This is a genomic window from Pseudomonas sp. TE3728 (assembly GCF_056279145.1).
On sequence record NZ_JBWBQT010000001.1, the window covers coordinates 5,022,912 to 5,045,184 of the forward strand.

The following is a 22,273-nucleotide window of genomic DNA, read 5'->3' on the forward strand; positions in this document are numbered from 1 at the left end:
GTGTTAGTGACAGGCCGCGACCACTGCTTCGCCCACGGCTTTCCAGTCCGATGTTTCACTGTCGGCTGTCAGATCGGTGGCTTTGAGCAAGATGTTTGCTGACAGTCCTGTGCTTTCGCAACACGCCTGGCAGCGCATGACCCAATCCACTTCTTCCATTGAGCCCGCCCGCTTGCTGGGTAACTGTGCCGTCAGGCAACTCACCTCATCGGTTGTCCAGTTCAGGAGGTGGGCCAGCAAGCCGTTGACGTCTTTTTTCGATGGTGTCGATGTCGTCTTATCGGCTTCATCATCCTCATTGGTAAGACGCAAGTAATGCAGGAGGGTGTCTTCAGACTGTGCTTGGCGACGAGCGCAAAGACTGAAACGTTCAAGCAGATAAAGCGTCTGGAGTGTTAGAGTTCCCGAGTTGTTTGAGGCTAGAAACCGCGGGTTGTTCAGCAATATTTCAAGTGTGCTGCTGCTCAGGTGCAGTTCCCGGCATGCTTTGGCAGCGCGCAGTATCTTCGTCAGCGACGCAGGCATGATTGCCTGGGGGCGCGCGTTGATGTCCTCGTACACCGACTTCACAGATGTATCGGCCATTTTCATCACGCTCGGCAGGTACTCCGCGGACAAATCAGCGATGTCGTGCAGCAGACTTTCCATCAGACGAAGCTGCTGCTCAGCGGAGGTATTGGCAGGTGTACGAAGTGCATCTAGCCGGTTTTGCAGGTTCTGCTCCAGCGGCAAGTCGACGTTGTGGCTGCCGAGCAGTTGGCACAGTTGCGCCATATCACGGTTGCTTTGCCCTAGCCAGTTGACGGCCCAATCCATCGCCATCAGTACGTCGAGAATGTCGGTTGTCGGTGCGTTTGGATCGCTCAATGCTCCTGTCACCAGAAGCTCGCTGAACTTGTCCGCTCCCAGTAATCGGGCGAGCCTTGTACTGTCGGCAGGGGAAAGACCAAACATCCGTGCGATACGGGCTTGGCGGTAGAGCGAGGACACTGTAGATAAATCATGTTTTAACGAAGCGTATTGCTCGGTCTGTTGCGCAAGCAGCAACAATGAGTCTTGCGTAAAGGAAAGGCCAAGGCCGGCACTGAGATAGCCGAAGGTTTCGAGGTCCGTAGTGACAAGCGTTGTCGTCTGCTTTTTTTGCAGAGGACTGTCGAGCAATCCTGTGCGATTGAAGACTTGGTCAAACAACGGCGTTTGATCACCGCAAGCGGACGTCGGCATGTCATGCAGGAACGAAGCAAACTCCTCCGGCAAGATGCCATAACGCTGATTCAGGTATCGATAGACGCCCAGGGTGCGCAAGGTATTGATGTTGAGCGCAGTGGATGATCCGCCTTCCGAACGCAGGGCATTGACGAGCAAGGTATCCAGTTCGGCAAAGGGAATACCGGTCCAGCGTTGCAGACGGATCATCTGCTGCAAACGGTGGAAACGTGGTTTTGACCTGTTGATAATTTCCTTTGCTTTGTTTTCGGTAATGGCGATCCTCAGAACACCCTTCGATTTCTCGCTGGAAATCAGACCATTAATGTAACTCGCACCATAGTTGGCATGTGTGGAAGATGGGCTGTTGGCTGAAGCGCGAGGGCTGTATTTCCCCTGCGCGAGCACCTGCTGAACCTGCTCTGTTGTCAGTCCGGTACGTTCCTTGAAAAACTCAAGTTCACCCAGGCGTTCAGTATTTTCAGTGCCATAGGCCTTCTTCAGCGTGTCAACGTTGATGCCTGTATCGAGTTGCGTGATTAGCAACTTCTGCTGCTCCGGACTTAGTCCGGACAGGTGTCGCTGAGCGTTGATACGAGATTTCAAAAGATCATGATCAACCCCAGCGTTATGTGCAAAAGGCAGTTTCAGACTGACGCGATAATTCAGCTCACCCAGCCCCGGTTTGTCTGTGCCCAATCCAAGCAAGCATTGTTGGTGATGGAGATCATAGGGCAATGAGAAAGGGTAATACTCGCTGGCCAGTACTTCGTGAACGCTCTTCGAATTGTTGGTGTTGTTCAGGTGATTCTGGATATGAGTGCTCAAGGTGTCATTGACGATGTTCAACATCGGCCGAGAAACGAAGGCGCTCTGGTGGTCCAGCATCAGTTCCTTGAGGTCCGGGCGCCGTTTGTCCAAGGGGATTTTTTCTGGTTGTCGAGATGAGTTTTCCAGTAGTCCGGCAAACAGATACAACGCTCGCAAATAGGCCACGGGCGAGTCGATTGAAGCAATATCGCCTTCATTGCAAAAATGCTCCCAATTCTCGTTGAACAACGTTTGATAGGTGGCAGGCACAGATTTCGATTCGAAATCAGCGTTACGCCGGATACGCCGTTTGGCGTCACCGGACGATACCTGATGCTCCAGATACAGACGGCTGATCTGTCGGGCGTAACTCACGGCGTTGTCATAAGCCTGCTGCCCATTGGCGTCGCTGTGCCGGGCCAGGTCACGGGCGAACTGCTCCTGGGGCATATGCGCAATATCGAAAACAGACTCGATCTTCATAGCTTGCATGGCTGTTTTGAAGTCGGTTTTTGTCCCTTCTTCGCTAGCAGGGAAGTCAACGAGTTTGTCTAGCAATGAGTCGTTACTTACGTCCATGTGTTGTGAGTCTCCTGTTCGAACGGGATGTCCTTGGTCAGAAGAAACGTACAGGAGTAGAGAAGAAAGGGAGGTAGGCTGGTTGAGGGGGGATGCGTATGAAAAAGCGATTCGGTATCGGTATTTTTGGACGACAGGATATAGGAATTCAGGCGTGCGCCAGTTTTAAACGAATGGCCGAGACTTCGATTTGCCTGGTGCCGGAAACGAGTAGGGCACGCAGGCAAGGAGGATTTATAGATTCGCGGGTTACACCCGGAAGTGACTCACCATCATCTGCAACTGATTACCCAACCTCGCCAGCTCAACACTGGACGCCGCAGTTTCGTCGCTGGCAGCGGCGGTCTGTTCGGACACGTCGCGTACGTTGATGATGCTGCGGCTGATCTCTTCGGCCACGGCGCTTTGCTGCTCGGCAGCGGCAGCGATCTGCTGGTTCATCGACTGGATGTTGGACACCGTTCGGGTGATGTTTTCCAGTGACACGCCGGCCTTGCGGGTCAGTGCCACGCTGCTGTCGGTCAGGGCGCGGCTGTTGTTCATCACCACCGACACTTGTTGGGTGCCGTTCTGCAGGCCGGCCACCAGGCCTTCGATTTCCTCGGTGGATTTCTGCGTGCGCTGGGCCAGGCCGCGAACTTCGTCGGCCACCACGGCAAAACCACGACCGGCTTCACCGGCACGGGCCGCTTCGATGGCGGCGTTAAGGGCCAGCAGGTTGGTCTGTTCGGCCACGGCTTTGATCACGTCCATGACGCTGCCGATCTTGTCGCTTTCCTGCTGCAGCACGCTCATGGCTTCGGTGGAGCGCGCCACTTCGCTGGCCAGGCGTTCGATCTGGGCGATGGCTTCGTTGACCACTTTATCGCCTTCGCGCGCTTCGCCATCAGCGGCGGCTGCGGCCTGGGACGCTTCTTCAGCGTTGCGCGCGACTTCCTGCACCGTGGCAGTCATCTCGTGCATGGCGGTGGCCACTTGATCCGTCTCGATTTTCTGGCTGTTGACCCCGGCGCTGGTTTGCTCGGTCACGGCTGACAGCTCTTCGGCGGCGCTGGCAATCTGGGTGACGCCATCGCGGATACCGCTGATCAAATCGCGCAGGGTCACGCCCATGCGAGCGATGCCTTGTTGCAGTACGCCGAGTTCGTCGCGGCGAGTCACTTTGACGTCCTGGGACAGGTCGCCGCTGGCGATGCGCTCGACCACGGCCAGGGTATCGCGCAACGGGCCGGTGATCTGACGGGTGATGATCACGGCGGCAATGACGCCCACCAGCAATGCCAGCAAGGTACTGATCAGTTGCAGCGTGCGGGCTTGGGCGCTTTCGGCGTCGCGGCGGTCGAGCTGGATCTGATACAGATGGTCACTCAGGGTCACGATGGTGGCCCCCTGTTCGGTCATTTCCTTGCGCGCCTGCACCGCCTCGGTGTTGGCGGCTTTATACGCTTGCAAGGCGCTGCGGTAGTTGCTCAGCGCGGTTTCCAGCTGGCGCAGCGCATCTTGCTGGGTCTCGGCGAAATGCACATTGAGCTGTTTCAGGCTGGCGATGGCCGTGTCCAGTTGGGCGACGGCTTTTTGCTCAGTCTCGGGGTTGGTGCTGGCCGTGTAGCCACGCACTTCGTAGCGAGCCAGGATGAACGCTTCCTTGGCCGCGGTGATGGCCTGGAACTGTTCGAAGCGTTGGTCGCTCAGGGGCATTTGCTGCACGCGGGTGCTGATCGCTTCGATCAACTTGCTGGCGGTTTCAGCATTGGCGCCCATGGCGTCGCGGGCGCCGTTACCGGTGCGGTAGGCGCTGCGCATTTTGTTCAGGGATATCTGGTAGGCGCTGATGGTCGCGCTCTGCTCTTTGAGCAACTTGACGTTTTCCGGGCTCTTGAAACTCGACAGCAACGCTTGTTGCTGAGCGACGAAACTGTCGAGGGTGGTCTGCACATTCTGTGCGGCGGTTTCATCGCCGTTGGTCAGCATGTATTGCAGGCGAACCACACGCAGTTTGGTCAGCCCAGCGTTGAGCTGAGTGATATCGCTCATCCAGTTGCTGCGGTCAATCAACCCGCCCAGGCTCGTCCAGCCGGTGAGGGCGAGGACGCAGGTCAGTGCCAGGACCAGGCCGAATCCCAGGCCCAGTTTCAGGTTCACGCTGATATTACCGAACCAGCTATTCATCAATATTCCTCCAGGAACGTTGTGCTTCTTGATCGTCGGTTGGCTGGAAGATTGTTGTTTTAAGAGCCAGCAAGGGGGTTAGCAGGTCTGTATCGGCAGCAATCGCGAGAGCTGAAAGGATTTTGTTGGACGGATTCTGTAACAAGATTTTTGGGCAAGTCTTAATCTTTTTTTCACATGGGTTTCACCGGCTGCCGACGCGCGCCGCTTTACCCTCGCGACATCGAATCACAATGGTGTATCCCGGCGAGGCGGTTTGATGTGGAATTGAGACTGAGTCTGTTCGGGATAAAACGCTCGATCGATCTGAGCCGTTTGGCCCGTTATCGAAACGCTGCAGTCGTGCTGGCATCTGCCTTGTTGGTTATTCCGCTGACCGTGTGGCTGTTGCGACCCGCCGCCGTCCCAGACCTGGCCCATGGCAATGTGGCGGGTGCCCGGGCGTTGGCGACCGGGTGGGCCAAAGGCGACATGATCGTGCTGGTGCGCCACGTCGAGCGTTGTGATCACTCCACGGCCGCCTGCCTGATCGGCAACGATGGCATCACCGATCGCTCCCGAAGCGTGGCGGTGAGTGTCGGCGCGCAGTTCGAGCATCTGGGGCTGGATCGGGCCGACATCTACAACAGCCCGGTGATGCGTACGGAGCAAACCGCCGGTTACATGTTCAACAAGGTCGGCGTCGGCGAAGACTGGTTGGTCCACTGCAGAGGCAACATGCTGCGCGATGCCCTGGCGCACAAAGTGACCGGGCGCAACCTGATTCTGGTGACCCACAGCGAATGCATGGCGCAACTGGAAAAAGATCTCAAGTTACCGACCGCGACCCTTGGTTACGGCGCCTCTCTGTTTATCTCCGCCAAAAAGTCTCAGCCGCCGCGCATGCTCGGTTTCATCGAAGCCTCCGACTGGCGTTCGGTAACCACCGAATGAGTTTCACCATCATTGCTCTGGATCAGGACATACGATGCTGACTTCTTCCCCTTACCGCTTTTACTGGGTGAACTTTGGTATTCCGCTGGCCTGTGCGGTCGTGGTGTTCCTGCTGTTTGACCTGACTAAAATCGACATTGCCTTCAGCGATCTTTTTTATGATCCGGCCACGCAGGTGTTCCCGTTGGCGCATGTCCATCTATTCGAGAAGATCACCCATAAATGGGCGCGGATCATCCCGAACTGGACCGGCGAGGTCGCGATGATCGGCGCTTTGCTGTCGTTTCTCTGGCCGCGACTGAAGGCTGAAAAACATTCGAAGATCATCACGCTCCTGGAAAAAATCAAAGTCGCGCCGGTACTTCGGTTCGCCAGTAAACATCGTCGGGACTTCCTCTATGTGGTGTTCGCGTTTTCCATCAGCACTGGCGTTATCCACTACCTCAAAGGCCACACCGGTGTGTATTGCCCGATCGAAACGACTCAATACGCCGGCAAAATCGAACACAAGGAGTGGTACCAGAATTTCGACCTGCTGAAAGTCGCAGGCAGTGGTCGCTGCTGGCCGGGCGGGCATGCATCAGGCGGCTTCACGATGCTCGCGCTGTACTTTGTGGCTCGCCGCTACCGTTGGCGATATTCCAAAGCGGTGATGTATGGCTCGTTGCTGCTCGGTTTCGTTTACGGCACGACACGGGTTCTGCAAGGTTGGCACTACATGTCCCACACCTTCTGGGCCGGAATCTTCGTGTGGCTGGCCTGTTTGCTGACGGCGTTGGCGTTCTATGGGCGGGGGCGGTTGGAGCTACCGGTGCGACAGCAGGCTGAGCGACCTGTCGTTGAGCCGTTTACGAGTTCACCCGCGCAGATTTAGGCCGGGAGGCCGTTGAACTCCTGAGTAGCAGTGTCCTTCCTGGCACTGCTACTGTTTGACGCTACGGAGTTTGAATTCAAGGAAGATGCAATGGAGCTTTCGCTGACGGTGGGCACTCATACATTGAGATTGAGTGCCCCCGACCCCGAATGGTGTAAAGCGTTGCAGCATGCGCTTAACGCCAGTTTTACTACCCATTCCGAATTTCTGCCCTGGGCCAAACCCTACACCACCGAGGACGAGGCCCGATCGTTCCTCGCCCGGGCAGTCGACGAATTCAAAAGCGAAACAGGTGAGCGGCGGCTGTTTATCGTCGACGATGCGGCGCACACGATCATCGGCTGCATCGGTTTGAAGCCCCGGCGCCGCAACCGCTACGTCGTCGGCTACTGGGCCAACACCGAGTATTCGGGCAAAGGTTATATGCGCACCGCGCTCGAAGAGTTGATCAAAAGCCTGCCCGGTTTCACGTTATACCTGACCACAGACGTGGCCAACGTGGCGAGTCAGCGGCTGGCTGAAGCGGCCGGTTTTGGCTTGATCAGGAAGCTTTATCAGGCGCGGTGTTCGCAGCAGCATGGGGAGCAGGGTACGTATTTGTATCGATTGAAATGCCGGCAGGAACTGCCGAAGGTTTTCCCGTGCGCCGGCTACTCGTACTAACCGCCAACAAAACCGCAGACAAAAAAAAGCCCGCGGGAGCGCGGGCAAACCGTAGTTTCTTGAATGAGCGAGAGCAATGTACAGGTTGGGGAGAGGTGGTGGGGTGAAGAAAAATTCATGTGGATGGCAGGCACCTCCTGACCGTATTTCATACCTGTAAACGATGTCTCCGGTTTAAAACGTAAAGGATGTCTCCGGTTTCTACCCTCAAAGTCAGTACCCCCGAAGGGAGCAGCGGCCGAATCCTCACCAGCGCGAAGGGTTTCATTTTCCGCTACGACGAAGATGCATTACCCAACACGGCAATCAGCTTGACGATGCCCGTTCGCCCCGACGAGTTTCGTCGACGAGACCTGCACCCTATCTTCCAGATGAACCTGCCGGAAGGCTATGTGCTGGAGCAGCTACGTAATCGCTTGGCTAAATTGTAAACGTGCGCCATTTGCACTGAGTTTTGGGTAGCAACAAAGATTGCCGGCATAGCGCATTCAGGACTTAGGCTTCTAGATGTAGCAACGACGGCATCAGCAAAAATGGGCGACCTCAATGAGGCCGCCCATTTTGCTTTTCTACGCCGAAATCTGCGTTTGTAGTCGTCGTTCGATCACTCAGTGAAAAACGGGCGGCTTGCCCGCCGGCACCGACGCGTTCGGATCAAGGTTATCCCGCGCTCGGTTGACCAAAAGCTCGGTCAGCATCGTCAATTGCTGAAGCGCCAGCGCCACATTGCGCTGTGGGCCATCGAGTTTGTTGGCAAAGTCCAGAGTCATGACATTGAGGGACGCCAGGGTTTCGCTGGCATGAGAGAGCAGGGTGAGCGTGTCGACGTCGGGGCGGACGCTGAAGATGTTCCTGTTCAGGTTGCGCCGGCGGGCGTTGACGGCGCGCTCGGTGGCTTGGGGGCGTTGGGTTGGGTCGAGGGTTTCAGGCTTTGAAGTGGCCGTATTTTCAACTAAATGCAGGGTGATTTTTTTCATAAGGGCGTTCCATGAGGTTAGGGATCCTTACGCTATTTCGGGCTTGTCAAACCGTCCGCAGGGTTTACAGCGAAGCGTGAAGACTATCTGCCGGAAACGTTGTTCGCTAGTTCATGGAAGTCGCTACGGGTTGCGGGAAATTTCCCAGGATGACGTGGTTCTAATCTGTCAGAGAAGTCCTTTTTTTACACAAGGCAGAAAGCGTGGCGACTCTGCGTCCATTGAGTCGACAGTAAGTTACAGATTATGAAACCTACTGTTGAGTCATCTAATGCTGTTCAATCCAAAAAAGGCACCTGCGATATGCTCGACAGGTGCCTTTATGTGTTGGGGGAGCGGCAACGACTTCTATGCTGGGTTCGTTACAACGCCGAAACCTGCATCTGTAACCTTCGCCCAACCACATCCAGCAAATCACAGCCATCGCGCAGCGAAGTCACCAACACCCGCGCCAGCTCGCTGTGAACGCCTTCGTTCACAGCGAAACTCTCCAGCAATTGAGTCGCCGTGCAGATGCGGTAGGCCGCCGTTTCATGCAGCACGTCCAGCGGTGCTTCGGTGTCGATCAGCAGCGACGCAATGGTGCAGTCGATGCCGGTGACCGGCATGTATCGATCCATGACAAAACCTCCATTCGATCAACGAGCGCGATCACTCAGTGGCAGACGGGCGTGACCGCCGGCAGGGGCGAATCGAGGTTATTCAGCGCTCGGTTGATCAGCATCTCAGCCAGCACGGCCAGTTGCTGAATCGCCAATGCCAGGTTGCGATGCGAGCCTTCGAGCTGGTCGGCGAGATCGGTGGTCATGACATTCATGGAGGCCAGGGTTTCGCTGGCGTGAGCAAGCAGGGTGGGTGTGTCGACGTCGGGGAGGATGGTGAAAACATGGCTCACGGGATCGGGCTGTTTCGGGTTGCGCAAGCGGGCGCTGACGGCGCGTTGGGTGGCTTTGGAGAGTTGGTCCAAGTCGAGGGTTTCCGACTCTGGAGTGGCTGGGTTTTCAAGTGGATTTCGGGTGGGGTTTTTCATAAGGGCGTTCCATTTATTTTGGGGTCCTTACGCTATTTCGGCCTGTCAAAACCGTCCGCAGGGTTGCTGCGAAGAGTGAAGATTATCTTCTAGAAACTTTGTTCACCAGTTCATGGAAGTCGCTACGGATTGCGGGAAATTTCCTAGGGTGACGTCGTTCAAATCCGTTCACAGAATTTTTGCTCCGGTCCAAAGACGCAACGTGATGATGCTTTGCGGGCCTCTTCGCGGGCAAGGCGCTCCTACAAGGGGCGGGCGAGGTGGCCGCAACTTACCAAACCCCAGATGCAACAAAGCCCGCACTTGGCGGGCTTTGTCATTTTCGGATTGGTGGGCCGGGTAATTTGAAATGATTTCTTATCTTACTGAAAAATAATATAAATATTCGGTTAGAGTTTTCCATGGAATACCATTTGGAATACCCTGTGTCGGGTTTGAACACGGCTCTTGAGCTCGATTCTCAGATCCGATCCCTTACAGCATCCGCAAGTACATCCCGCGCTCGGACTCCTACATATAGCAAGACTAGATCACCTAAAACCTACCAATTCTGATAGGTTCTTTACTAGTTGTTCTCGTCTATCATCTGGTGACGGTACTTTGCTTTTGCATTCAACCAAGAAGTCTGCATTGGCTCCAGGTGCTGCCGATGGGGCCCCATTTCAGCCGCCATAATGATAAATCCAAGCTTGACGGCGTGCTGTAGATGTAAAGCACTACCCGACAAAAGGGGGGGCGGCTTCAACGGTTTGTTAAATAGTCTGATGGAATGGATGGACAACCACATGCCCACGACGCGGACTGGCGAATTAGCCAGTATAGACATGGATATGTCTATTGCTTTTCTTGCTCAAAACTTAGGAGGATATTTATCTGAAGGCCGAGTGGACAAAAGGTCTAGTGCGTACGCAAAGGCGCTTACCGCCTTCGAATTGCTCTGTAATTTAAATTTTCGTGATCGTGAAATTGCCCTCGAGCTTATATCAGGTGATGTTCTGACATCATTATATGATATGTTCCCTAATGTGGTTTCCGCGTTGTTTAGCTGGGCGAGTGGGGATCTAATCGCCACGAGGCAGTATTGGGTTGCCCATCTAAAGTTAGTCCCTTCAGATATCGTTGTATCGTTCATGCTTCATATGTTAGATTTTCTTCACGGCCACTCTGATTGCTATGAGCAATACCTTTTGGATGATGCTAGATGCGGATCGCCTAGGTTAGGCGGCTTTTATCAAGGAGTTCTCGCGTTCTCTCTATGTGAGCAGGGTCGTTACATTGAGGCGCTTCCGATTGCGCTAGAAGCACATCAAAAAAATGCCAATGACGTTTACAGTCTGCACGCTCTTGTGCATGCGTGGCATGGTGTAGAAAATCACGGCGCCGTAGTTAATCATCTCCAGCAAGTCGACGCATGGAGACATAACGCTGGTATGAATATTCACGTTAGCTGGCATATGGCTATTTCTTTGCTGCAGTCTGGCAGACTTGAGCCTTCTGTTACCGCATACCGAGCATTTCGAGCTTTAAGTGCCGGACATGATGCTGAGCAAGACTTGGATGCAGTAAACTACTGCATTCGGCTATACTGCAGTCAACTCCCTGGTCCTGATTTTTCTACAGAGTATGCACTGCTCGCGAGAAATTGGGCGCCATCAATCTATAATTCCTTATCATATTTTAATGACCTGCACGCAGCTATCGCCTTCATGCTGGCTGGTGATCGCACGCTTCTCAGAAAGCTTAAGAAGCGTCCACCTATTCGAGTATTGGATAAGGATCTTCAGAAAGTTGGCTCGCAACTGATCAGCGCTATATCTTCATTTGCAGATGGAGACTATATGGCATGTGCTCGCGAACTTCATAGCTCGCAAAGCCAGTGGTATCGTATAGGTGGCAGTCGAGCCCAGCGTGAAATACTCGAAATATTACTTAAGTTTACACTTCGCTTTGCCGACGTTAGTCCGGCGAAGACAAGTAAATCCGAAGCCACGTCAAGTTGAAGGGAATTAGTATGGGTGCCGTACGCAATAAACTGCTACTCAAAAATCTGAGTGAAATCAAGGATTTCATCCCCCAGAATCTACCACAAAATGAAGTGCTGGAAGCACTGGGTCATATGTCCCTTGAGTGTACATCACATCTAGGACGGCTGTCGCTGGGGGGGGGCTGGGTTGCTGAGCACCATTACCTAAGTGCTGGTGTGCAATTTTCGCCAAACGATTGCGTTTTGGTGTTAATCACATCAGGTGGAGTCAAGGTCGACAGCGAGGGTAAGTCTTCGGAGTACGCTAAAAGCGGAGACCAGATTTTACTCAAGGCGGGCGTTAAAACTAGTGTAATGCCAGTAAAAAATTATGGGGAAACTAGTTTCATTGCACTATCCAAGGAGCCTGAGCTTACCCAGATTATGGAGAATATGGTTGATGCGGAACCTGTGCCGCCACCATATTACTGGGGGTACGATAAGCGTTACGCTCAAACCTACGCTGAAGGGGGGACGACATGGGAAACAATCGAACCAAACGAAATCGTAGTTAAAATGGTGCCTGAGCTAATCGCTGACAAAGAAAATGAAGAAATTCTTGACTTGGGGTGCGGCGAAGGTCGAGATACAATTTGGCTTGCTTCACAGGGATTCAACGTGACGGGCGTCGACGTATCTGCTGCCGCACTAGATCGCGCGCGAGAAATTTCAAAACTGCACGGACTGACGCCTAATTTCCTCGAGCGTGATGTAGTCTTCCTGCGTGGACTGAAGGATGGAAGTTTTTCAGTAGCTTTGAATATGGGGTGCCTGCATATGATGGACTCCCATGATGATCGAGTCAAACATCTGAAGCGGACTTTCTCATTGCTCAAGCCTGGAGGAACCTTTATTCTCAATCATTGTAAAAAAGATTGGGGTAAGGGGTTCTGGTCACTAGATGACTATGAGACGATTGCGAACGCACAGTTTGGAGATGTTATCCCACGTAAGATCAGGCTGGCCGATGGCACAACCAAGGAGGTTATGATGGAAGTCTTGCACAATAAAGTTATGTCTAGTGACGCATTGTGTAATGAACTCAGCAACGCGGGATTTGTTAATGTCGAAGTCCTTGAGGAGGACAAGTTTACATTTGGTAACTCCGCTATTGTGATCTGCAGAAGGCCATCCTGATGCTAAATGCGATACTATTTGTCACTCTGTGCTTTAGTTGGGGAACAACATGGATAGCCATAAAGGTCGGGGTAGATGCTGTACCACCCTTATACTTCGCGGGTACACGATTCCTTTTCGCCGGTGCGCTAATACTTTTGGTGGCCGGGTTAATTAAAGGTTGGCGCTCACTCACGGTAAGAGTTTCTGACTGGCGTGAGCTAAGTGTCATGTCCCTACTGGTAGTATCAATCTGCTTCGGACTGATCTTCTGGGGCGAACAATTTGTACCAGCTGGAATTGTCGCCATCGTAGTCCAAGGTGCGATCCCAATACTTCTGCCTGTGTTCACATCATTACTGACCGGAGAAAAGTTTAAGCGAAATAGCCTATTTTCGGGGTTGATTGGACTGACTGGGTTAGGAGTGATCTTCGCACAGGGATTAGTGATGGATACTGATTCTTCAGCCCTCAGCAGTCCTGTATTGCTAGGGCTATTAGCCATCTTGGTCGGAACCATCAGCTATTGTTACGGATCTGTGAAGGGACGTCCTCTTTTATCGAGAAATTCGCCTGTAGCTATTGCTGGTTGGCAAAATCTTATTGGTGGTCTGATAACGCTTTTGTGCTCGTTTATGGTAGAGGCGCCTTCCCATGCAGCAGCAGATTATTTGGCAATTTTTAGACCGGATGTGATTTTTGCTTGGGTATGGTTGGTAGTGGTTGGCTCTGCAATTGGTTTTGTGCTGTATATAGTACTGCTAAAGGCTTGGGGCGCTGCTAGGTTATCGCCGTATGCATTTGCTACACCGGTCGTAGCAATTGCAATAGATTTCTTTATGTTTGGAAACAATTTAAGTGCGCAAGATATAGTGGGTGTAGTAATAATATTCATTGCGCTTATTGTTGCGTTCTGCAAGCCTAAGTTAAGAGCTATTGATAACGCAAACGTCTCAACCTAAGGCGTGGATAAGGGGTTCTGTGTATCTAGACGAACTGGCCATCCTACTGTTGCTCAATTGTGGCAGCGGGATGGTCATGTTCCGCTGTTTAGGACAGGGTGCGGACTAAGGCATCTTTTAATGTTCATTTTCTCATTCAGTCGCCTTGTAGTGGCTTTTGCTGCAATTTTTGAAAATTTCTGCATTCAACTCCAGCAAAATTGTTGTTTGCCGAAGCAATATTTAACTGTCGCATAGACTAACCTTACTGGATAGGGTTGATAACAATTTGCCCAGATATGTACCTACTAGTGTTCTGTCTCAAAAATATATTTTCTATTTGAGCTACTCTTCCATAGTCAGCCAGGACGTGGGGTTGTGCTATGAGTTCGCAAGACATCGTGCTCAGTGATGATGAACAGATTGAAACCAATGTGCTGGGCACTTTCCTGCTCAGCCGATAGGCGGCAAAGCTCATGCGAGCCGGGCGCCAGGGACGCATCGTGAATTTTTCCACAGTGGCCAAACCGTTGAAGCTGGAAGGCGAAGCACTGTATGCCGCGTCCAAAGCCGCCGTGGAAACCCTGACCTGTGTGATGGCCAAGGAGCAGGCCAGCTTTGGCATTACCGTCAATGCCGTGGGCCCTACACCGATCGATACCGATCTGACGCGGGTCATCCCTGCACAAAAAATGAAGACCTGCTGGCGCAACAATCGCTGAAGCGCTTTGGCACCTTCGACGATGTGACCAATGTGACGGATTTTTTCCTTTCACCGCGCAGCAATTACCGCAGACCTGGTTGGCAAGAGCCGGGCTTGAGGCCGACGAGGTACTGCTCAAGCGTGCGCAGGTATGGCTTGAGCATCAACCGGCAGGCACGCTCCAGGCGATGGCGCAGTCCGTCGTGGCGATTACCGGTGCGTCGGACTACCCGCAGCAATTGCAGCGTTTGTTTGAACAAACGCCGGTGCACCTGCTGGCGGGTGAGCGATCGGCGGCAGGTTGGGATATTCCAGCGTGGGCCCGGTCTGCAAGCCATGGCCTGACCGTGATGCCCGACACCGGCCACTTGATGATGCTGGAAGACCCGGCCGGTTTTGCGCAACGTGTGGCCGGGATCCTCGTGCAACTCGAACAACAGTCGGCGCTGGCCTAGCGAACTTCAGGCGCGGGCATCAACTGCAGAGTGCTTTTCGTGTACCGGGCAATGTCCGTCGGTGAAAAGTGCAGTGCTTGATACTCGCCTTGCACGAAGGGCAGGGCTTGGTCCTGATAGTGGCTGTTGAACGGAACACCGCTTTGACCCACTGGAAGTATCCCCACCGCCTTGTCCGGCATCGCCAGGTCGATCACCCGACGCGTCGAGGGGCCGTAGGTGACCGACCAGGGCGCCGCGCTCAGCGGTGCGGAAAAATTGTTCGGCACTTCGTGGCTCCCGGGCACTGAGTAAGGGCCTACGTTGAGCAGTGGTGCCAATAGCTTTTGACTGCCCAACGGGTGCATCTGTGTCAGGTGATGCGACTTGCCCCATTGCCACTGCGCGGAGTCGTTGCCCAGGGTGTCGCGCAGATGCGCGATGCTGGTGTTCCAGGCACGAACGACGACATCAGCCCGCTGCTGCACCTCAGGTTGTGTCCTGTCCTTCCACCACGGCGAATGCTCGTCGGCAGCCAGACGCGGCAACGCAGCATCCAGCACGCGGGTGGCCAGCAGGTTCTGGAACATCACATCGCCCAGTTCATCGTGCAAGGCGCCATAGCTGAGGTCATAGAGGAACTGGTTGAACAGCGTGGCGTTGATCGAGTCCAGCGGGTAATCGCCTTGCCATTGCGCGAGCCCCTCCAACCACTGTCGTTGTAGCGGATCGTCAATCGCAGCGCGCAGTATCGGCAGCAGCGGTTGCAACACTCGCTGGGCATAGCCGGTCTGGGTATCAAGCTGCAACTGCTTGCTCTTCTCGATACTCCACTGACCGTCCAGGCCCAATTGCTGGTTCAAGCGTTGACCGCGGTCGGACAAGTTGTAGTAGCCCGGTATCACCGTGCCGTCGGGTGAGACGGGTTGGGCGTTGGCGGAGACGATGTAACCCCTGGCCGGGTTTTCTTCATGGGGGTTGGCACTGAACGGGTAGTAGCCGAACTTATCAGCCTGGTCGGTGCTGCCATCAAGGATGAAGTCCGGGGTGACTTGCGGGGCACGCTTGGGCAATCCCGCGGCGGCCCACCAGGCAATGTCGCCTTGGGCATTGGCATACACAACATTGAGCCCGGGGGCCTTGATCAGGGAAGCCGCCGCGCGGGCCTTGTCCAGTGTGTTGGCGCGGTTGAGTTGATAGAACGCATCCACCACAGGGTTGGCGCCGTCCAGGTACGACCACCAGAGCGCGATGGGCCGACCGGGGGCATTCTCGCCCAGCGCATCGTTGATGATCGGGCCGTGGGGGGAGCGCCGCAGGCGCAGCACGACGGGTTCGGCATCACGCACGTCAATCCGCTGCTGTTCTTCCTCTAGGGCTACCCAGTGCCCCTGATACCAGACTTCATCGGGATTGTCGGGGTTGGTGGTTTCGGCAATCAGGTCGATGTCGTCGTTCTGGAACATGGTGAGGGTCCAGGCGAAATCGTTGTTGTGCCCGAGCAAGGCGAACGGCACCAGGCTTTCATAGTCGCCGTAGAGTTCGAAACCGGGTGCGTTGAGGTGGGCTTCGTACCACACCGACGGCACGGAAAAGCGGATGTGCGGGTCACCCGCCAACAGCGGCTTGCCACTTTGCGTGCGCTGGCCGGAAATGACCCAGGCGTTGCTGCCTTCCATTTGCGGCAGCCCGGCATTGCTCACGGCCTGTTCGCTAAGCCGCGCCAGCGCGGCCATCGACTTCCAGTCGGCAGCGTTCAATGTCTGGCTGGCAAGGGCTCCGTTGGGATTCCAACTGCGATCAAAAATGGCCAGGTAGGGCTCACCCAGGGTATCCCTGACGTAGGTCAGCAAGGGTTCGGTACGAAATGCTGCGGCAAAACTGTAGGCCATGTAGCCGACCACGCTATAAACGTCCTGCGCAGTGAACGGTCTTTTTTCAATACCAAGCAGGTCGAACTCCACGGGGCGTGGGGCCTGCAGCTGATAGGCGTTGATGCCCTCCAGATATGCCTGCAAGGCATGCCATGCGGGGCTGTTGTGATCGGCGTGCGCGACCTGCCAGTCCGCCTGCTCACGGATACGCAGGGTCCGAAAGAGTTTGTCGGTGGGTAGCAGCTTACTGCCCAGTACCGCGGCCAGTTCGCCGCGGGCCAGACGGCGCAGCATCTCCATCTGGAACAAGCGGTCCTGGGCATGCACGTAACCCAAGGCACGGTACGCATCCGGCTCGCTGCCCGCAGCGATATGGGGTGCGCCACGCTCATCGAAATGCACGTTTACCGGCGACTGTAGCCCTGGCAGGTTGGCCAGGCCCTGGCGCTGCGGTTGTTTGCCATAGAGGTAGATGGCGACGCCGGCAGCGCAGATCAGCAACACTGCAATAAGAAAAACGCCAATACGTTTGAACATGCGCGATCTTGCAACGGGAGTGGCGGGTAACGAAACGTTGATGGCTGTCATTGCATGTCCAGCCTTTGGCGAGCGAAGCGCAGCCTGTCCAGCACGTTGAGCAAGGGGCCGGTCATGACCGTCGTCACGACGGTCATGATGACAAAGAGGGTAAAGAGCTCCTTGCCGATGATCCCTAGGTCGAGGCCGATTTTCAGCACCACTAGTTCCATCAGGCCTCTGGCGTTCATCAGCACCCCGACACGCATGGCAACCGGTGTCGAATAACCGGCGAAGCGAGCACCCAGTGCACCGCCCAGCAGTTTCCCGATAATTGCCACCAGCAACACCAGGCCCAGCAGGCTGACACCGACCCCGGAGAACGTTGCGGCGGTGGTATTGAGCCCGGCCAGGGCGAAGAAGCTGGGCATCAGCACGATGACCGCGATGTGTTCCACGCGTTCGACCAACATGTTCAGCAGCCGTTGGTCCCGCGGCAAGCAAGCGCCGAAGAGGAAGGCGCCGAACACCGCATGTACTTGCAACCATTCGGTGATGCTGCCGTAGATCAGGGCGCCACACAGCAGTACCGCCAGCAAGGTCAGGGTGTTCGTGCCCTCAAGATGGGCGATCCACCGACTCAGTAGCGGGCGGACGCACCAGAAAGAGGCTGCGCACAACGCCACCAGGCCACACAGCCTCAAGGCCAGGTCCTGCCATTGGCGATCAAGTTGCAAGCTCATCGCCGTGATGGCCAGCAACACCCAGGCGCAGACATCACTCACGGCGGCGGCCATCAGCGAGAGGGCGCCGACTTCGCTGTCGAGCATCTGCCGCTCCTTGAGAATGCGCGCCAGTACCGGAAATGCAGTGACCGAAAACACCGTCGCAATAAACAGGTTAAAGCCCAGGTGGGGGGTGCCGACAGGCGCGAAGGTGCTGTAGAGAAGGGGGGTGATCGCGATCCCCAGAGCGAAGGGCAGGGCAATGGCGCAACCGGCAACCAGCAACACTTTGCCCTGGGCGAAAGGGGAGCGCTGTTCAGGCATTCGGAATTCGGCGCCGACGACAAACATAAACAGCAGAATGCCCAAGTCGCTGAGTACTTTTAGTTGTGTAACAGCGTCGCCCTGAAACAGTGCATGGTGAGCGCCGGGAAAGAAGAAGCCGAGAACTAAGGGGCCCAATACAAAACCGGCGATCATTTCGCCAACCACTTCCGGCTGCCCTAACTTTTTGAGCGAGGCACCCGCAACCTTGGCCGTTAATATTATAAAAACGATTTGCAGGAAGAGCATGTGGTTACCTTGTTCAGAGAGAGGAAGGCGCGCTGCCGCAAGCGTCTATTTATCGCGTGCTTGCAGGTTGGCGCTGGATCTTAGCGGAGCGCTCAGCGTTAAAAAACTACCTGATCTGATAGTTTTTTTTGTCGAGATGAACCTGTTAGATTTTGCTCACTACCGTTGTGGTACGGCTTTTAACCGCGCCCGACTCATGCTGAGTAATAATCTAGAAGGTCGATTATGAGAGACGCGATATTTACCATCATTCATACAGCGCTGATTGAAGTTAATGCCACGCGTAAAGAAAAGATTGATTTGCACAGTATCGACACGTTGGCACTTTATGGTGCCACGGGTGTATTCGATTCTATGCAGCTGGTTAGTTTTCTCGCCGCGGTGGAAGAGGGGCTGGATGACGAACTTGAAATTGAAATTTCGTTGACCTCGGAAAAGGCAGTGTCACAAACCATCAGCCCGTTCAGCAGTGTGGCCTGTTTGATTGACTTTATTGTTGCCGAGCAGCAGGCGCCGTTGTTGGCGTCTGCCTGAACGAGCGCCACGCAGGGAGCAATAACGTGAACGTGACCGTTCGTAGAGCGCTTAGCGGTGATATGTACCCCGTGTGCAAGTTGTTGCGCGAGTCCACATTGAACTCCAACTGGATTGGCGTAAATGTGCGCAAACGCATGTTTGCCGATGTGTGGTCTGGCGGTGAGGATTACTTCGGCTATGTGATGCTCGATGGCGACACGGTGGTCGGCTTTCTCGGTTTGCTGTTTACCACCCAGCCTTGTAACGGCCAGCAGCGTTTCTGCGAACTGCACAGTTGGTATGTGCAGGCCGAGTACCGCAAGGAAAGCCTGAAGTTGCTGCTGCCGGTATTGTCGATGCGCAAAGTGACGTTGCTCAACTACACGCCCACACCCGACGTGTATGAGATCAGCAAGAAGTTCGGTTTTACCGATCTGGAAACCGAGTTGCTGCTGATGTACCCGTTCCCCAACCCACTGAAAATGCGCCGACGCTATTGCCTGGAAACCGACATTCATCGGGTCGGGGGCTGGTTGAATGAGCAAGAATCCGTGGTCTTCCAGGACCACGCCGAGCTTGAGTGCCGGCACCTGATGATTGTCGATTCGCAGACCTCAGAGTCCTGCTACCTGATTGTGAAGCGTATGACTCGGCGCTGGTTCGAACCGATCGGTCGGGTGCTCTATATCGGCAACCCGGCGTTGTTTGCGCGCAGCCTCGACAGCTGGCGATTGTCCTTGTGCCTGCGTATGCGGGTGCAATGCCTGGTGAGCAATGCCGAGGAACTGGCCGGGTTCTCCCTGAGCGGCACGCGGGTGATCAAGCGCGAAGTACCGTCGCTGGTAAAGCCCGCCTCGGGCAGTTTGGCAACAACACGGATAAAACCACTTTATAGCCTGCCGTTACTCATCGGATATAAGTTGCATTGACATGATTATATTGCTGACAGGCACCCGCAAAGGTGTGGGTAAAGAAGCGGCGTTGTACTTTCTCGAACAGGGCCATGTGGTCGTGGGCTGTAGTCGTGGCGAAGGCTCAATAGAGCATGAACGGTACACGCACTTCTGCCTGGATCTGAATGACGCCAGTGCAGTAAGGAAGATGATCAAACATATCCGCTTAAACCATGCGCATTTGGATGTGCTGATCAATAACGCGGGTGAAGCGAATATGGCGCCGTTCCAGCTGACCCCGGCCGAAACGGTTCAGGGGATATTTGCCAGCAATGTATTCGGGCTGATGAATGTTACCCGTGAAGCCGTCAAGTTGATGCAAAAGAACGAGCGCCCGGGTGTCATCGTGAACATCTCCACCGTGGCGACGCACTGGGCCATTCCTGGTCAGTCGATATATGCCGCCAGCAAGGCCGCCGTCGAACAACTGACACGGACATTGAGCAAGGAACTTTCCGGCTTTGGCATTCGCGTCAATAACTTGGTGCTGCCGCTGTACCGGAGTTCCTTGACTCGCACACTTCCTCAAGAGATCAAACAGAAGATGATTGAGCGCCAGACAATTGCCAGGCCGTGTGTGTTTGCCGACCTGATCGGGCCATTGAAGTTTCTCATCTCCAGCCAGTCGGCGTTTGTGACCGGCGAAACCCTTTGCCTGGGCGGTGTGCAATGAGCCGCGAAGCCTTGCTGGCAACGCTGGCCGAACCTGCACAGCGCACGGCCTTGTTGTACGGCGAACAACTGTGCACTTACGGGGAACTGCATGCCAAGGTGCAACAGTGCCTTGCCTGGCTGGTCGATCAGGGTATTAAGCCGGGCGATGCCGTGATTCTCAACAGTGATTACGGCGTGTCTGCCGTCGCCGCGTTGCTGGCCATGTACCTGAATCGCAACATTGTCGCGCCGCTGGTGGATCTCAGTGAGCGTGCCCTGCTGACCTTGCAAGGCGCCGCACGCTGTCAGCACCGCGTCGAGATTGTCGACGATGCCTGGGTCCATCACGCGTGGGCACCGCTGGCAGCCGATGATAGCCCCGCGTACTACAACGCCCTGCGTGAGAAAGGCCGGGCAGGCCTAGTGTTGCTGAGCAGCGGCAGCACCGGCGCGCCCAAAGCGATCCTGCACGACCTGGATGACCTGATCGACACCAAGCTGGGCAAGGAGCGCAAGAAGCCCATGTCGATTTTGATGTTCCTGCTGTTTGACCACATTGGCGGTTTGAACTCGCTGCTCAACACTCTGGCGGTCGGTGGGTGCGCGGTGATGCCGGTTGATCGGGCCCCCGAGGCAATCTGCGCACTGATCGCGCGGCATGGGGTCAAGGTGGTGCCGGTCAGCCCCACCTTTCTCAACCTGATCCTCATGGGGAGGCATCACGAACAGCACGACCTGTCGTCGGTGCGGCTGATTACCTATGGCACGGAAAGCATGCAGCAAAGCCTGCTAAAGAGGGTTCAGCAGGCGTTTCCCAAGGCCAAGATGCTGCAAACATTCGGCACCAGCGAAACCGGTATCAGTGCAACGGTCAGCCAGTCCTCGGCCAGCACCTTCTTCAAACTGGCCGATGCGAACACCGAATTCCGCATTGTCGACGGCGAGTTGCAGCTCAAGACTCGGAGCCAGTTCGTCGGTTACCTGAACCAGGACACCGATAACGTCACCGAAGACGGCTGGTTCCGCACCGGCGACCTGGTGGAGCAGAACGAAGAAGGCTACCTGCGCATCCAGGGGCGGCAAAAGGAGCTGATTAACGTGGGGGGGCTCAAGGTGCTGCCCACCGAGATCGAGGACGTGATGCTGCGCAGCGCGCTGATCGACGATTGCGTCGTGTACGGCATGCCCAACGCAATCACCGGCCAAGCTGTGCACATGGATGTCATGGCCACAGGCGTCGAGTGCAAGAAGGCCCTCAAGCAGCATGTACTTGAGCATCTGGGCAGTTGCCTGGAGGCCTACAAATTACCCGTAAAGGTCAATAAGGTCGACGAAATCGCCTTCTCCAACCGCTTCAAGAAAACCCGGGCGGTGGCCTCATGAGCGATATCGTAATCCTCGGCGCAGGGCGCTTTGCGCTGGAGTTGGCGACCTACCTGCAAGACATCGAGCCGTCGGCAGTAGTGCGCCACCTGGCGGTGCAGGGTGAGGTCGAGGGCAACGTCGCCCCAGCCGGGCCGTGGCCCGCGCAGGGCCTGGAAAACCGTTACCGCTACGTTCTGGGTGTTGCCGATATTGCCCTGCGCCAGACGCTGATTGACGCGTATTTCAGCGATGGTCGCTTGTCGGTACCCAACTTTATTCACCCCTCCGTCCGCCATCGGCTGGACCTGCGTGTCAGTCGCGGCAATGTCATCGCCGCCGATTGCCATCTGGGTATCAATACCCGGATAGGCTCCTGGAACATGATCAATTACCACTGCAGCGTGGGTCACCACTCGCAACTGGGCGACAACAATTTCCTGTCACCGCATTTCAATGCGGGCAACAGCATCACCCTCGGCAGTCGATGCTTCATAGGGCTCAGTACGGTGGTCACGCCCCAGACGGTGATTGAAGACGATGTAACGGTTCAAGCCGGTTGCACCCTCAGCGAGTGCATCCCGGCACATTCGCATTGCACATCCACAGCCCGCCAGAAAATCCTTCAACTGGTCTAAAGGA

The 22,273-nt window shown here is 55.1% G+C and carries 20 protein-coding genes and 2 pseudogenes; 14 read left to right on the top strand and 8 right to left on the bottom strand.

All coding sequences use genetic code 11. The annotated features are described in order from the left end of the window. Positions 1–3 precede the first annotated feature (3 nt). The 3 genes and pseudogenes from ACZ89R_RS21900 to ACZ89R_RS21910 all read right to left on the bottom strand — a co-directional run. Positions 4–2,595, bottom strand: a complete 2,592-nt coding sequence (locus tag ACZ89R_RS21900) for a Tc toxin subunit A (protein WP_429544603.1) — start codon at positions 2,593–2,595, stop codon at positions 4–6. A gap of 249 nt (positions 2,596–2,844) precedes the next feature. Then, positions 2,845–3,708, bottom strand: coding sequence for a methyl-accepting chemotaxis protein (locus ACZ89R_RS21905; protein ID WP_404943041.1), 864 nt, complete (start codon positions 3,706–3,708; stop codon positions 2,845–2,847). Continuing rightward, a pseudogene (locus ACZ89R_RS21910) lies at positions 3,703–4,764 on the bottom strand (methyl-accepting chemotaxis protein); the annotation flags it as partial. The pseudogene ACZ89R_RS21910 and the gene ACZ89R_RS21905, both read right to left, overlap by 6 nt. Before the next feature lie 261 nt (positions 4,765–5,025). Between ACZ89R_RS21910 and pmrG the strand changes: the two are divergent. From pmrG to ACZ89R_RS21930, 4 genes and pseudogenes are all read left to right on the top strand, one after another. Further along, a complete protein-coding gene (gene pmrG / locus ACZ89R_RS21915; RefSeq protein ID WP_429544602.1) occupies positions 5,026–5,697 on the top strand; it encodes a lipopolysaccharide core heptose(II)-phosphate phosphatase PmrG in 672 nt (223 codons plus the stop codon). A 34-nt stretch (positions 5,698–5,731) separates the two neighbouring features. Then, positions 5,732–6,571 carry a phosphatase PAP2 family protein gene (locus ACZ89R_RS21920; protein WP_429544601.1) on the top strand — a complete coding sequence of 280 codons (840 nt, stop codon included), beginning with the start codon at positions 5,732–5,734 and terminating at the stop codon, positions 6,569–6,571. Between the two features lie 90 nt (positions 6,572–6,661). Beyond that, positions 6,662–7,234: a GNAT family N-acetyltransferase gene (locus tag ACZ89R_RS21925; protein ID WP_429544600.1), complete on the top strand. Its 573-nt coding sequence runs from the start codon at positions 6,662–6,664 to the stop codon at positions 7,232–7,234. 188 nt (positions 7,235–7,422) lie between these two features. Next, positions 7,423–7,659 (top strand): annotated as a pseudogene (locus tag ACZ89R_RS21930) (HipA N-terminal domain-containing protein); the annotation flags it as partial. Positions 7,660–7,842: 183 nt separating this feature from the next. Here the strand turns inward: ACZ89R_RS21930 and ACZ89R_RS21935 are convergent. From ACZ89R_RS21935 to ACZ89R_RS21945, 3 genes are all read right to left on the bottom strand, one after another. Then, the gene (locus ACZ89R_RS21935) at positions 7,843–8,211 is read right to left on the bottom strand and encodes a DUF6124 family protein (RefSeq protein ID WP_429544599.1); all 369 of its coding nucleotides are present in this window, start codon (positions 8,209–8,211) and stop codon (positions 7,843–7,845) included. A gap of 362 nt (positions 8,212–8,573) precedes the next feature. Next, positions 8,574–8,831 carry a hypothetical protein gene (locus tag ACZ89R_RS21940; RefSeq protein WP_429544598.1) on the bottom strand — a complete coding sequence of 86 codons (258 nt, stop codon included), beginning with the start codon at positions 8,829–8,831 and terminating at the stop codon, positions 8,574–8,576. A gap of 35 nt (positions 8,832–8,866) precedes the next feature. Then, positions 8,867–9,241: a DUF6124 family protein gene (locus ACZ89R_RS21945; RefSeq protein ID WP_429544597.1), complete on the bottom strand. Its 375-nt coding sequence runs from the start codon at positions 9,239–9,241 to the stop codon at positions 8,867–8,869. Between the two features lie 785 nt (positions 9,242–10,026). Here ACZ89R_RS21945 and ACZ89R_RS21950 point away from each other — a divergent pair. From ACZ89R_RS21950 to ACZ89R_RS21970, 5 genes are all read left to right on the top strand, one after another. Further along, positions 10,027–11,241 (top strand): tetratricopeptide repeat protein, encoded by a 1,215-nt coding sequence (locus ACZ89R_RS21950; protein WP_429544596.1) that lies wholly within the window; start codon positions 10,027–10,029, stop codon positions 11,239–11,241. 11 nt (positions 11,242–11,252) lie between these two features. Continuing rightward, entirely contained in the window at positions 11,253–12,401 is a 1,149-nt protein-coding gene (locus tag ACZ89R_RS21955) for a class I SAM-dependent methyltransferase (RefSeq protein ID WP_429544595.1), read from the top strand. Beyond that, the gene (locus ACZ89R_RS21960; RefSeq protein ID WP_429544594.1) at positions 12,401–13,342 is read left to right on the top strand and encodes a DMT family transporter; all 942 of its coding nucleotides are present in this window, start codon (positions 12,401–12,403) and stop codon (positions 13,340–13,342) included. The genes ACZ89R_RS21955 and ACZ89R_RS21960 overlap by 1 nt, the downstream gene beginning before the upstream one ends. A 482-nt stretch (positions 13,343–13,824) precedes the next feature. Continuing rightward, a complete protein-coding gene (locus tag ACZ89R_RS21965; protein WP_429544593.1) occupies positions 13,825–14,043 on the top strand; it encodes an SDR family oxidoreductase in 219 nt (72 codons plus the stop codon). A 79-nt stretch (positions 14,044–14,122) separates the two neighbouring features. Further along, positions 14,123–14,479 (top strand): alpha/beta fold hydrolase, encoded by a 357-nt coding sequence (locus tag ACZ89R_RS21970; RefSeq protein WP_429544592.1) that lies wholly within the window; start codon positions 14,123–14,125, stop codon positions 14,477–14,479. Here the strand turns inward: ACZ89R_RS21970 and ACZ89R_RS21975 are convergent. Next, entirely contained in the window at positions 14,476–16,869 is a 2,394-nt protein-coding gene (locus ACZ89R_RS21975; RefSeq protein ID WP_429544591.1) for a penicillin acylase family protein, read from the bottom strand. The two genes, ACZ89R_RS21970 and ACZ89R_RS21975, sit on opposite strands and share 4 nt — an antisense overlap. Positions 16,870–16,916: 47 nt before the next feature. Beyond that, entirely contained in the window at positions 16,917–18,146 is a 1,230-nt protein-coding gene (locus ACZ89R_RS21980; RefSeq protein WP_429544590.1) for a cation:proton antiporter, read from the bottom strand. 225 nt (positions 18,147–18,371) lie between these two features. Between ACZ89R_RS21980 and ACZ89R_RS21985 the strand changes: the two genes are divergently transcribed. The 5 genes from ACZ89R_RS21985 to ACZ89R_RS22005 are packed head-to-tail and all read left to right on the top strand — an operon-like array spanning position 18,372 to position 22,269. After that, positions 18,372–18,680 (top strand): hypothetical protein, encoded by a 309-nt coding sequence (locus ACZ89R_RS21985; protein WP_429544589.1) that lies wholly within the window; start codon positions 18,372–18,374, stop codon positions 18,678–18,680. A gap of 26 nt (positions 18,681–18,706) precedes the next feature. Next, entirely contained in the window at positions 18,707–19,591 is an 885-nt protein-coding gene (locus ACZ89R_RS21990) for a hypothetical protein (protein WP_429544588.1), read from the top strand. 1 nt (position 19,592) lies between these two features. After that, complete coding sequence (locus ACZ89R_RS21995; protein WP_429544587.1) at positions 19,593–20,288, top strand: SDR family NAD(P)-dependent oxidoreductase; 696 nt, start codon at positions 19,593–19,595, stop codon at positions 20,286–20,288. After that, positions 20,285–21,652: an ANL family adenylate-forming protein gene (locus tag ACZ89R_RS22000; RefSeq protein WP_429544586.1), complete on the top strand. Its 1,368-nt coding sequence runs from the start codon at positions 20,285–20,287 to the stop codon at positions 21,650–21,652. The genes ACZ89R_RS21995 and ACZ89R_RS22000 overlap by 4 nt, the downstream gene beginning before the upstream one ends. Continuing rightward, positions 21,649–22,269, top strand: coding sequence for an LbetaH domain-containing protein (locus ACZ89R_RS22005; RefSeq protein WP_429544585.1), 621 nt, complete (start codon positions 21,649–21,651; stop codon positions 22,267–22,269). The genes ACZ89R_RS22000 and ACZ89R_RS22005 overlap by 4 nt, the downstream gene beginning before the upstream one ends. Positions 22,270–22,273 lie beyond the last annotated feature (4 nt).

Coding starts and splice junctions, on each gene's coding strand:
- ACZ89R_RS21975 (WP_429544591.1), bottom strand. CDS start 16,869: ATGTTCAAACGTATTGGCGTTTTTCTTATTGCAGTGTTGCTGATCTGC.
- ACZ89R_RS21980 (WP_429544590.1), bottom strand. CDS start 18,146: ATGCTCTTCCTGCAAATCGTTTTTATAATATTAACGGCCAAGGTTGCG.
- ACZ89R_RS21905 (WP_404943041.1), bottom strand. CDS start 3,708: ATGGGCGTGACCCTGCGCGATTTGATCAGCGGTATCCGCGATGGCGTC.
- ACZ89R_RS21940 (WP_429544598.1), bottom strand. CDS start 8,831: ATGGATCGATACATGCCGGTCACCGGCATCGACTGCACCATTGCGTCG.
- ACZ89R_RS21920 (WP_429544601.1), top strand. CDS start 5,732: ATGCTGACTTCTTCCCCTTACCGCTTTTACTGGGTGAACTTTGGTATT.
- ACZ89R_RS21985 (WP_429544589.1), top strand. CDS start 18,372: ATGAGAGACGCGATATTTACCATCATTCATACAGCGCTGATTGAAGTT.
- ACZ89R_RS21935 (WP_429544599.1), bottom strand. CDS start 8,211: ATGAAAAAAATCACCCTGCATTTAGTTGAAAATACGGCCACTTCAAAG.
- ACZ89R_RS21955 (WP_429544595.1), top strand. CDS start 11,253: ATGGGTGCCGTACGCAATAAACTGCTACTCAAAAATCTGAGTGAAATC.
- ACZ89R_RS21995 (WP_429544587.1), top strand. CDS start 19,593: ATGATTATATTGCTGACAGGCACCCGCAAAGGTGTGGGTAAAGAAGCG.
- ACZ89R_RS21945 (WP_429544597.1), bottom strand. CDS start 9,241: ATGAAAAACCCCACCCGAAATCCACTTGAAAACCCAGCCACTCCAGAG.
- ACZ89R_RS22000 (WP_429544586.1), top strand. CDS start 20,285: ATGAGCCGCGAAGCCTTGCTGGCAACGCTGGCCGAACCTGCACAGCGC.
- ACZ89R_RS21960 (WP_429544594.1), top strand. CDS start 12,401: ATGCTAAATGCGATACTATTTGTCACTCTGTGCTTTAGTTGGGGAACA.
- ACZ89R_RS22005 (WP_429544585.1), top strand. CDS start 21,649: ATGAGCGATATCGTAATCCTCGGCGCAGGGCGCTTTGCGCTGGAGTTG.
- ACZ89R_RS21950 (WP_429544596.1), top strand. CDS start 10,027: ATGCCCACGACGCGGACTGGCGAATTAGCCAGTATAGACATGGATATG.
- ACZ89R_RS21900 (WP_429544603.1), bottom strand. CDS start 2,595: ATGGACGTAAGTAACGACTCATTGCTAGACAAACTCGTTGACTTCCCT.
- ACZ89R_RS21925 (WP_429544600.1), top strand. CDS start 6,662: ATGGAGCTTTCGCTGACGGTGGGCACTCATACATTGAGATTGAGTGCC.